The sequence below is a fragment of the Pseudomonas sp. GW823-FHT06B06 genome (assembly GCF_058795195.1).
The window spans coordinates 16,929-28,046 of record NZ_JBXAHO010000009.1 but is presented as its reverse complement, the minus strand read 5'-3'; the positions used below and the strand labels follow the sequence as shown (position 1 = coordinate 28,046).

Annotated in this window: 7 protein-coding genes; 4 read left to right on the top strand and 3 right to left on the bottom strand. The window is 62.4% G+C overall.

The genetic code is table 11. The features are described from left to right. Positions 1-12: 12 nt before the first annotated feature. Both ycaC and AC1Q8Q_RS10200 read left to right on the top strand, forming a co-directional pair. Entirely contained in the window at positions 13-639 is a 627-nt protein-coding gene (gene ycaC / locus AC1Q8Q_RS10205) for an isochorismate family cysteine hydrolase YcaC (protein WP_020796367.1), read from the top strand. Positions 640-826: 187 nt separating this feature from the next. Next, complete coding sequence (locus AC1Q8Q_RS10200) at positions 827-1,711, top strand: LysR family transcriptional regulator (RefSeq protein WP_168757836.1); 885 nt, start codon at positions 827-829, stop codon at positions 1,709-1,711. Positions 1,712-1,820: 109 nt separating this feature from the next. Here AC1Q8Q_RS10200 and AC1Q8Q_RS10195 read toward each other — a convergent pair whose 3' ends face one another. The 3 genes from AC1Q8Q_RS10195 to gspG form a co-directional block, all read right to left on the bottom strand. Next, a complete protein-coding gene (locus AC1Q8Q_RS10195) occupies positions 1,821-2,444 on the bottom strand; it encodes a hypothetical protein (RefSeq protein WP_492615016.1) in 624 nt (207 codons plus the stop codon). 172 nt (positions 2,445-2,616) lie between these two features. Then, a complete protein-coding gene (locus tag AC1Q8Q_RS10190) occupies positions 2,617-3,804 on the bottom strand; it encodes a type II secretion system F family protein (protein WP_492615015.1) in 1,188 nt (395 codons plus the stop codon). 15 nt (positions 3,805-3,819) lie between these two features. Continuing rightward, positions 3,820-4,254 (bottom strand): type II secretion system major pseudopilin GspG, encoded by a 435-nt coding sequence (gene gspG, locus AC1Q8Q_RS10185; RefSeq protein WP_020796371.1) that lies wholly within the window; start codon positions 4,252-4,254, stop codon positions 3,820-3,822. Positions 4,255-4,460: 206 nt separating this feature from the next. Here gspG and AC1Q8Q_RS10180 point away from each other — a divergent pair, with 206 nt between their 5' ends. After that, entirely contained in the window at positions 4,461-5,069 is a 609-nt protein-coding gene (locus AC1Q8Q_RS10180; protein ID WP_033044659.1) for a lytic transglycosylase domain-containing protein, read from the top strand. Between the two features lie 203 nt (positions 5,070-5,272). Further along, positions 5,273-11,101 carry a manganese-oxidizing multicopper oxidase MnxG gene (gene mnxG, locus AC1Q8Q_RS10175; protein ID WP_492615014.1) on the top strand — a complete coding sequence of 1,943 codons (5,829 nt, stop codon included), beginning with the start codon at positions 5,273-5,275 and terminating at the stop codon, positions 11,099-11,101. The last annotated feature ends 17 nt before the right edge of the window (positions 11,102-11,118 follow it).

Sequence of the window (11,118 nt, the reverse complement as noted above, 5' to 3'; positions counted from 1 at the left end):
AGGAGTTTATTCATGAGCAACGTACCGTACTCTCGCTTGAACAAAGACGACGCTGTTGTGCTGCTGGTCGATCACCAGACCGGCCTGATCTCGCTGGTGCAGGATTTCTCGCCTAACGAGTTCAAGAACAATGTGCTGGCCCTGGGCGACATCGCCAAGTTCTTCAAGCTGCCGACCATCCTCACCACCAGTTTCGATAAAGGGCCTAACGGTCCGATCGTGCCGGAGCTCAAGGCGCAGTTCCCGGATGCGCCGTTCATTGCCCGTCCGGGCCAGATCAACGCCTGGGACAACGAAGACTTCGTCAAGGCCGTGAAGGCCACCGGTCGCAAGCAACTGATCATCGCCGGCGTGGTAACGGACGTGTGCGTGGCGTTCCCGACCCTGTCGGCCATTGCCGAAGGTTTTGAAGTGTTCGTGGTGACGGACGCTTCCGGCACCTTCAATACCACCGTGCAGCAGGCTGCCTGGGCCCGTATGTCGGCCGCCGGTGCTCATCTGCTGAACTGGTTCTCCGTGGCCTGCGAGCTGCAAGGCGACTGGCGCAACGACATGGAAGGCCTGGCCAACCTGCTGTCCGAACGTCTGCCGAACTACCGCAACCTGATCAACAGCTACACCACGTTCACCGCCAAGTAAGAACGTCGGCCAAAACGCTAAACCTTGTGGGAGCAAGCCTGCTCGCGAAAACGGTTTGACAGACACTGCAACAGTGTCTGGCCTGTCGTCTTCGCGAGCAGGCTCGCTCCCACATTGTTATGTGGTAGGGTGATAAAAAGGGGAGAAGTCGCTATAAAGTGCCTGACTGTCAACCAAAGGCATGACAATGAACCCGTTCGAAGATATGCGAATTTTTTGCCAGGTGATGGACTCCGGCAGCTTCACCGCCGCGGCCGATCAACTGGGGTTGTCCAAGCAGTTTGTCAGCCGCCGCTTGATGCAACTCGAGGAGCGACTGGGCGTGCGCCTGCTCAATCGCTCGACCCGGCGGCTGGATGTCACGCCGCTGGGACAGAGTTACTACGAGTCGGCCTTGCGCTTGCTCGGTGAAGTGGAGCAGGTGGAGCAAGGTATCGCCGGGCAGACCACCGAACCGCGCGGCACCCTGCGAGTGAGTGCGCCGCTGTCGTTTGCGCTGGCGCACCTGGGGTGTCTGCTGCCGCAATTTTTGCAGCGCTATCGGGATGTCACCGTGGAGGTGGACTTGAGCGATCGCCCGGTGGATCTGCTCGGCGAAGGCTATGACCTGGCATTGCGCATCGGAGTCTTGGAAGACTCGACGCTGATCGCGCGGCGCATCGCCTCTGTCCAGCGTGTCTATTGCGCAAGCCCGACTTACCTGGCGGAGCGTGGCACGCCGCTCAAACCCGATGATTTGCACCATCATGACTGCCTGCCTTATGGCCACGGGCGTCAGGTGCAATGGCGCTTCGAAGGGCAGGGCAAGCCGCTGCTGGTCAATGTCACCGGGCGCATGCGGGTCAACAATGGCGAGGTGCTCAGGGACGCGGCGATTGCCGGGATGGGGATTACCTATTTGCCGACGTTCATTGTCGGTTCGGCGATTAAGGATGGACGGTTGGTGCCGGTGCTCGATGAGTTTCGACCGCAACCACTAACGTTATCCGCGGTGTATCCGCAGCATCGGCAGTCCTCGCGGCCGGTGCAGGCGTTGATCGAGTTTTTGCGTGACCGCCTGGACCCCTTGTAGGAGCGAGCATGCTCGCGATGGACGTCAACGATGACGCGGGCTGTCTGAATGCACCCGTTGTCTGGACGTTTATCGCGAGCATGCTCGCTCCTACAGGGGGTGAAGCAGGTCAGTTGACGCGTTTGTCGTCACCCGGTTCGCCACCGACGTGGACGCCACGATCGTCACCTGGCTCGCCGGCGGCATGCAGGCCGCGATCATCGCCGACTTCGCCGGCACGGTGCACGCCATGGTCGTCGCCTACCTCGCCGGAGCGGTGAACGCCTTTGTCGTCATGCCCGGCCTGATGAACGCCATGGTCGTCACCCGGTTCGGCATGGGTGCCGCTGCGGCCGGAGTTCGAGGCTGTGCTGCCGGAATGTCCCGAAGCATGGTCACTGCCGCCATGACCGCTGCCGGCGCTATTGCCGCCGTGGCCACCGCCATTACCACCGCCGCTGCCACCACTGCCTCCACCGTGACCGCCGCCGCCGCCACCACCACTGCCTCCACCGTGACCGCCGCCACCGCCACTGCCGCCGCCGTGACCTCCACCGCCACCGCCACCGCCACCGCCACCGCCACTGCCGCCGCCGTGACCGCCACCTCCACCGTGGCCACCGCCGCCGCCACCACTACCGCCTTCTTTAGCTTGAGCGCTCGAAACCCCCGACAAGTTGTCCGGAATCAGTACGGTAGACGCTGACAGAACTGCGCCAATAGCCACAGCCAACAAAAGCTTGTTCATGTGCATATCGATCTCCGTCTTCTTTTTTCATTTGCAACGTTGATAAACCATGCCGCGTGCTGCTTCGTTCGGTCGGGAAAATCCAGTAGGTACGTCGGTTAACACCTCAACTTGAAATTTTATTCGGTGCAACGTTGATAAATCCTGCAACAAACCGCCAGGCCCCGTACCAGAGGGCTCAGTGAATGCTGGAAGCCAGCTCGAATATCGGGATGTACATCAAAATCACGATCACCCCGATCAACAGGCCGATGAAGGTCATGAGCAAGGGTTCGAACAGGCGCACGAACCATTCGATCCAGCGGCTGATTTCTTCATCGTAGAAGTCGGCGCTGCGCTCCATCATCTGTCCGAGGTTGCCGGACTGCTCGCCAGCGCGCAGCAGGCGCAGGGACACCGGGGTCACCAGGTGATTGAGTTCCAGCGCCGTCGACAACGACTGCCCCTCGCGCACCCGTTCGCAGGCCTGGTCCAGGCGCAATCGAGAGGCCGGGGTGAGCAGGTTGCGGACCATGCCCATGGCGGTGACGAGTGGAATGCCGCCTTGCAGCAGGATCCCCAGGGAACGGTAGAAGCGCGCCAATTCGTACATGAAGATGCGCTGGTGCACCGCCGGGAGTTTTTCGATCAGGCGGTCCAGGCCTCGACGAAAGGCCGGTTGGCGCTGGAGGAAGGCGAGGGCGATGACAATCGTCGCCAGTGCGCCAAAGAATTCGCCCTGGTGGGCGTGCAGGAACATTCCGCTGCTCATCAGGATCTGCGACAGCCACGGCAGGTTCGACCCCAGCCCTTCGAACACCAGGCTGAAGCGCGGCACGACATAACCCATCAAGAACAGCACCACGCCACCACCCACCACCAGCAACAGCATGGGGTAGATCGACGCGCTGACGATCTTCTGGCGAACCTCGTCCATGCGCTGGCGATAGCTGACATATCGACCCAGCGCATCGCCCACGGCACCGGTTTTCTCACTGGACTGGACCAACGCCACATACAGCGGCGGGAACACCGCCGACAGTTGGGCCAATGCCTGGGAAAACGATTTGCCTTCATAAAGCAGGCGCACCAGTTCGCTCAAGGTCTTGCGGGCTTGCGGCGCATTCTCTTTTTCCGCCAGGCTTTCCAGCGCATCGATCAACGGCAGGCCGGCATTGAGCAGTGTGGTCAGTTCCTGGCTGAACAACACCAGGTTGAAGGTTTCACGCTGCTTGACGCGCAATGCCCGCCAGTGTCGTTCGGCGTGCAGGCTGACCACCCGCAGCCCTTGGTCTTCGGCGATGCGCCGGGCTTCACTGTCGCCCGGCGCTTCGACCGTCAGCGAAACCACACCGGCCTTGCCTACCGCCTTGAGGTGAAAACGCATGGTCGCCATTCCCCATCATTGCCAACTGGTGACTTCGGCGTTTTCGCCTTCACCGCCGGGTTGACCGTCCTTGCCCATGGACAGCAGGTCGTATTCGCCGTTTTCACCAGGGTAGCGGTAGGTGTAGTTACGGCCCCACGGGTCCTGCGGGAGTTTTTTCTGCAAGTACGGGCCGGTCCAGCGGGCTTCATCGCTGGGGGCGGTGACCAGTGCCTGCAAACCCTGCTCGGTCGACGGGTAGTGGCCGACCTCCAGGCGGTACAGGTCCAGGGCCTTGCCCAGGCCTTCTATTTGCGCCTTGGCCACCTTCACTTCGGAGCGGCCCAGTTGCGCGAAATACTTCGGCGCGACGATGCCGGCCAACAGCCCCAGCACCACCAGCACCACCAACAGTTCTAGCAATGTGAACCCGCGCTGCGTGCGCAGGGCGAAAGCATGTCGCTGTTTCATGATGACCTCACACATTCGGCAGAAGGGTCGCGATAGAGGCTTATGCAATTGCCATGCACATGGCGGACAAAGGCTTGGGCATCCTTCTGTACTCCCCGTGCCACGGGCCCTGGCGCTTTCGGCACAGTGCTTGCGTATGGCTGCTACACGACCGGCAATTGGGGCATTACCCCCATTTTTCGGGGCAGGTCAGGGGAGGTAGAACAATGAAAACTCTCACCACAGGATTGCTTGGCATGATGCTGCTGGCCGGCGTTGCGCAGGCCGATGTCTTCGTTTCCAGGGACGCCAAGGGCGACTACGTCTTGTCCAACGTCCATCGCCCCGGCCGCCAATATGAACGGGTGGTCCGTGAGGTCGAGGCGGCGGTGGTCAGCCTCGACCGGCAGCCGCAAATGATCGCCGCGCGACCCTATGCCGAGCTGGTCTCCAAGGCCGCCATGGACAACCAGTTGCCCGCAGCGCTGCTGCACGCGGTGATCCAGGCCGAATCCCACTACGACGCGGGTGCCGTATCGCCCAAAGGCGCAGGCGGGTTGATGCAACTGATGCCTGACACCGCCCGAGAGTTGGGCGTGAAAAACGTCTACGACCCCAAGGCCAACATCCAGGGCGGGGCCAAATATCTCAAGCGCTTGATGAACCTGTTCGACAACGACATCGCCCTCGCCGTGGCCGCCTATAACGCAGGGCCTCAGGCGGTCATCAGCCGTGGCGGGGTGATCCCGCCATTCGCCGAAACCCAGCGTTATGTGCCCAACGTCTTGAACCAATACCGGCGTCTGCAGGGACTGGCCGCCGATGCGCCGTTGTGATCGCAGACAGGGGATGGTTTCCCCAACATTGGGGGATGGTGGCCCCGGCAAAAAAGTGGGGAATTAATGGGGAATATCCCCCGATGAATTAAATGGCTGTTCTAACTTACTGATAGTTATAAAGAATTTTTATGGCATACAGATTGCTCAAAGGATTTTGTCGAGAATTATTCCTGTGAGCACCCACAGTGAGGCCCGTGATCATGACCGGCATTTTTCACGCTCCATCCGTCCTTCCATGGCTGTTGATGGCCGCATCGATGTTCGGCATCGAGCTGGCCGAAGCGGCAGCACGTTGTGAACGCAACCTGGTGGCCAACGTCGTGGCGCTGGACCAGCCGCTGATGTTCAACCGCCTTGGTGCGCAGAACGTCAACGGCATGATGTTCGCCCTGCGCCGCGATGTGGTCGATGACCATGACATCTCACTGGCACAGGGCGGTGCGGCGGTGCCGGGCAAGGTGTCGCTGCGCCCCGACAAGCGTCCGCGTCCGCTGGTGCTGCGGGTGGCCGCCGGTGACTGCCTGACCATCAACCTGCAGAACCTGCTGGCCTATCAGGCCAACCCCGGTTCCCACGACGGTGGCGAGGAGGTGGAGGGCGAGGAAGAAGGCATCCCGGTCGGCAATAACGAAAACTTCAAGGTCGACGAACAGGTCGCCGACCGCCATGTCGGTTTCCAGGTCAACGGCATGCAAGCGGTCAACAGCATCGATGACATCGCTTCATTCACCGGACGCAATGCCAACAGCTTGATCGCGCCGGGTGCCAGCCGCTCCTACACCTTGTATGCCGAACGCGAAGGGGTGTTCGCCGCCAGCAGCCGTGGCGCAACCTTCGGTGGCGAAGGTGCGGCCGGCAACGTGGCCAACGGCTTGTTCGGCCAGGTCGTGGTGGTGCCCAAGGGTGGGCGCACTTACCGCAACACCGTGACCGAAGAAGAAATGCGCCTGGCGACCACCGGCCGCACCCCGGCCGGTCAGCCGATCGTCGATTACCAGGCGCGTTACCCGCAGCGCGAGCCGTGGATCCGTGAAGGCAAGGCCGGCACGCCGATCATCAATATGGTCGACGGCAATGAAATCATTTCCAGCGAGAGTGACGCGATCGTCATGGGCAGCAACGCCGATGGCAGCTTCCCGCCCTCGACCTATCCGCTGGAAGCCATGGGCAAACGCAACCCGGCGCTTCCCAATCGACTGGAGCCATTCCGCGATTTCGCCTCGCAGTTCCAGGATGAAACCGCCGCGACCCAGGCCTTCCCGGCTTACTGGGCTGACCCAGTGATGGCCCATGTGCTGGAGCCGACCCGCGATTCGTTCATGATCAACTACGGCTCTGGCGGCATGGGTGCAGAAGTCGTGGCCAACCGTCTCGGCGTAGGCCCGATGCACGATTGCCTGTCCTGCGCCTACGAAGAGTTCTTCCTTAGTTCCCACACCGTCGGCGACGTGGCGATGCTGGTGGACGTACCGGCTAACGCCGGCCTGGAAGGCATTACCCCCGGCCAGACACCGAACGCCGATCAGGTGGGCGTCAAGGCGACCATGGCGCTGTATCCATCAGAGCCGTCCAACGTCAGCCACAGCTATATCGGTGACTTCGTCAAGTTCCGCAACACCCACAACGGCCATGAACAGCACATCTTCCACCTGCACGGGCATCAGTGGCTGTTCAACCCCAACGATGACAATTCCGACTATGTGGACGCCCAGGGCATCGGCGCGGGTGCAGGCTACACCTATGAAATCGCCAACGGCGGTTCGGGCAACCGCAACCGTGTAGCGGGTGATGCGATCTATCACTGCCACTTTTACCCGCACTTCGCCCAGGGCATGTGGGCCATGTGGCGGGTGCACGACGTGTTTGAAGAAGGCACCAAGCTTGAAGTCTCGCAACAAGGCTCCGACGGTTTCCACAGCGAGCCTTATGCCCTGCGCAGCGGTAAACCCGCTGCTGGCGCGCGCGCCTTGCCCGATGGCGAGATCGTTGCCGGCACGCCGATCCCGGCGGTGGTGCCGCTGCCCGGCAAAGCCATGGCACCGATGCCCGGCAAAGTTGCGGTCGTACCGAAAATCGGCCAGACCCTGGTGGCCGCAAACGACGATGACGACGATGAAGAAGACGACGATGACGGCGAGCACCATGGCGGCAGCGGTGGTGCACAGGCCATCGGTTCCCTGGCGCTGGTGGATCGCAGCGAAGCCAACCGCAATGCCGATGGCACGCTGAAAAACCCTGGCTATCCATTCTGGATCGGCGGCATGGAAAGCTCGGTCGGCCAACGCCCGCCGACTCCGCCGCTGGACATGCTCGACGCCGCCACGGCGCAGGCCTTGAAATCGACGGGCAAAGCCTTGTGGGCCAACCTTGATCCGGCGCAGTCCGGTGGTTGGGACGGAGGCCTGGGCCGCCATGCGCTGGACGGCGTGTCTGCCGGTGGCGAGGCCGAGACCATTACCACGTCACTGGATTTCTCCAAGACGGTGACCCGCGCCAAGCCGATTTACCTGCCGGAAGAGGGCACCGAAGTCGAGCAGGCGGCCATGGCATTCCACGCCAAGAAGGACCACCCAAGCTTCGCCCTGCTGCCGGGCAATCAAATCGTGGCACGGGCCTTCCGCACCAACGGTGCCTTGCCGATGGCCGGTGCGCCGTTCTACGAGCCGTGCATGGACGACCGCCAGAAACGCCTGAGCAGCAGCGCCGGCACCGGTGAATTCAACAGCGGCGAGCGGCTCGACGGCATGTCTTTCATCGGCTCCTCGAGCTTCACCGCCGACCGTCCGCGCATCTACAAAGCGGCCAACATCCAGTTCGACGCGGTGTACAACAAGGTTGGCTACCACTTCCCGCAAGCGCGCATCCTGGCGCTCTGGGAAGACGCCTGGCCGGTGATCACCAAGCAGCGTCCGCCAGAACCTTTGGTGATGCGCATGAACACCTTCGACTGCGTGCAGTACCAGCAAACCAACCTGGTGCCGGCCACCTATGAGATGGACGACTATCAGGTGCGCACGCCGACCGACGTGATCGGCCAGCACATTCACCTGCCGAAGTGGGACCTGGTGGCTGCCGATGGCTCGTCCAACGGCTGGAACTACGAAGACGGCGTACTCTCTCCAGGCGCGGTGCAAGAACGCATCCAGGCCATCCGCGAGTTCAACCAGTGCCAGGGCAGCGACCCGCGTGATGGCACGCCGGCTTGCCCGAAAGCCAAGAACCACCCGTACTTCGGCCAGTTTGGACGGGCCGATTGGGTGGGTGCACGTACGGCGATGCAGCGCTGGTTCGTCGACCCTGTGGTCAACGCCAAAGGCGTCGACCGTGGCCTGGGCACCATCTTTACCCACGACCACCTCGGCCCATCGACGCACCAACAGATTGGCCTGTACGCCACCGTGCTGGCCGAACCTGCCGGTTCCACCTGGTTCCACGCCGAAACCGGCGAGCCGTTGTACAGCGGCGGGCGCCAGGACGGCGGGCCGACTTCGTGGCAAGCGGTGATTTCTACCGGTGACATCGATGGCGACGGCAAGAACGACAGTTTCCGTGAGTTCTTCCTCGAATACAGCGACTTCCAGCACGCCTACGAAGCCGGCGTGTACGTGGGCGCCGGACCTGACGGTAAACCCGATGCGCAAAGCTTCCCGGCCACCGCCGACAGCTTCCGCTACGCGATCAACCCACCAGTGCGCAACAACGCCAGTACCCTGTTGGACGGTATTATCGAAGTGCAGGGCGGGATACTTCCGGGTTGCCCGAGCCGGCCATGCCCGCAAGCCATCTCGGTCGATGACCCTGGCATGTTCGTCGTCAACTACCGTAACGAACCGCTGGCCCTGCGGGTATACGACCCGAACAAGGTCGGCCCGGACGGCAAGCGCGGCATGCAGGCCGACGGCCTCGGCGGCGACCTGGCGTACGCCATGCAAAGCCGTACCGACCGTGCGATCCCGGCGATGAACCTGGCGCCGAACCTGATCACCTCGGCCACCGGCCCCACCGGCGGCACCACGCTGTTCCCGCCGCACATCAACAAGGGCGGCGCCGAACCTGGCGATCCGTTCACCCCGATGCTGCGTACCTACACCGGCGACAATGTGCGGCTGCGGGTGCATGCCGGCGGACACGAAGAGGAGCATAACGTCACCCTGCACGGCGTGAAGTGGCTGCAAAGTGGTTCCGGTTTCGGCAACAGCTCCAACTCCGGCTGGCGCGCGTCGCAGATGATCGGCATCTCCGAGCAGATGGGCTTCATTGCGCCGGTCTCGATGCTGTCCAGTTCGGCTGCGACCACCGGGGATTACCTGTACTCGATGGACGCTTCGATTGAAGGCTACTGGAGCGGGATCTGGGGTGTGATGCGCAACTACACCACCCAGCGCAACGATCTGTTTGCCTTGCCGACCAATCCGAAGCCGACGGGTATGCGCAACACCGTGGCCTTCGACGGCGTTTGCCCAAGGTATGGCGCCAACCCCAATGGCATCGGCACCCGGCCGACTCCGCAACGCAATTATGAAGTGGTCGCGGCGCTGGCCAACGACATTCTGACCAATCCGCTCGGCCTGACCATTGGTGATCCGGCGGGGCTTGGACAGCATGTGGGCGGGCCGCTGAATCCAGCCGGTGGCACCCTGGTGTTCAACTCGCGGACTGTGAGCATTCCCCAGGTCACCGTCACCGACCCTGAAGACGGTGAAACCATCACCATCGGTGGGCAAAGCGGGCCGCTGCATGACCCGACCGCAATCCTGTATGTACGCAAGGCCGACCTCGACCCAACCACCGGCAAGCTCAAGCCCGGTGTGTCTGTCGAACCGCTGGTGCTGCGCGCAGCGGCTGGTGATTGCATCAACATCACCCTGGAAAACCGGCTGCCGAGCGTCATGCCGGACCTGACCCAGACAGCGGTGATGCAAGGCATGGTCAAACGCGATCGTAACAGCGGCAGCGGTTCGACCACCTTCAGCAACAACCTGATGCGGCCGTCGAGCCACGTGGGGCTGCACGCGCAACTGCTGGCGTACGACATCACCAAATCCGACGGCACCAACGTCGGCGCCAACCCGACCCAGACCGTGCCACCGCGTGTCGGCAGCAGCGGGGCCTACCCGACCCGTACCTACCAATACTACGCCGGCCACCTGGAGCGTGAAGGCAAACCGATCACTCAACTGGGCCGTAATGTCGACAACATCAACGCCACGGCGATCGAGTTCGGCGGCTTGAACATCACCCCGGCGGACGTGATCAAGCAGTCGCAAAAGGGCCTGGCCGGGGCGATGAGCATCCTGCCGGTGGGCGCCACCTGGGTGGAAGACACGCGCAAGGTCAATGCCACCGTCACCGCACCTGGGCAAACCAGCTACCGCGACTTTGCGATGGTCTGGCAGAAAGCCTTGAACATTCGCTGGGCCAATGGTCGGCCGGTGGAAGGGATTGCGGCGGAAGGGTTCGGCGTGCCGAACGATCCGCAGGACAACTCCAGCATGGCCATCAACTACAAGACCGAACCGATGTGGTACCGCTTCGGCCTGGCCCCGGATGCACCGTTCGGCCGTGCCGACGGCGCGGGCTACGGCGACATGGTGAATGCACACATGGCCTACAGCAACGCGCTGGTGGGCGGTGACCCACAAACGCCAGTGCTGTACGCCAGACCGGGACAACCGTTCCGCACGCACATCCTGATGCCTACCGGGGGCAGTCGCGGCACCATCTTCCAGCTTGACGGTCACGTCTGGTCGACCAACCCGTTCCAGCCAGAGAAGAGCGATACCGGTGGTTATCCGATGGGTACGCCAGGGGTGGGTTCGGTGCGGTTCGGCTACAACCCGATGTCGATGTACATCGGCGCCCGCGAGAGCGTCCTGCCGGCAGCGCACTTCAGCTTCATGCTGCCGAGCGCCGGGGGTGTCAACGCGATACCGGGTGACTACCTGTTCCGCGACTACGGCGCCTACGGCAATACCTCCGGGTTGTGGGGGCTGTTGCGGGTGACCAACGATCTGGAGCCGGCGCCGTAGGGCGGGAAACAACGCAA

What these genes read in the sequence shown, in the direction of transcription:
- AC1Q8Q_RS10180 (WP_033044659.1), top strand. Translation starts at nt 4,461, where the DNA reads ATGAAAACTCTCACCACAGGATTGCTTGGCATGATGCTGCTGGCCGGC.
- gspG (WP_020796371.1), bottom strand. Translation starts at nt 4,254, where the DNA reads ATGAAACAGCGACATGCTTTCGCCCTGCGCACGCAGCGCGGGTTCACA.
- AC1Q8Q_RS10195 (WP_492615016.1), bottom strand. Translation starts at nt 2,444, where the DNA reads ATGCACATGAACAAGCTTTTGTTGGCTGTGGCTATTGGCGCAGTTCTG.
- ycaC (WP_020796367.1), top strand. Translation starts at nt 13, where the DNA reads ATGAGCAACGTACCGTACTCTCGCTTGAACAAAGACGACGCTGTTGTG.
- AC1Q8Q_RS10200 (WP_168757836.1), top strand. Translation starts at nt 827, where the DNA reads ATGAACCCGTTCGAAGATATGCGAATTTTTTGCCAGGTGATGGACTCC.
- mnxG (WP_492615014.1), top strand. Translation starts at nt 5,273, where the DNA reads ATGACCGGCATTTTTCACGCTCCATCCGTCCTTCCATGGCTGTTGATG.
- AC1Q8Q_RS10190 (WP_492615015.1), bottom strand. Translation starts at nt 3,804, where the DNA reads ATGCGTTTTCACCTCAAGGCGGTAGGCAAGGCCGGTGTGGTTTCGCTG.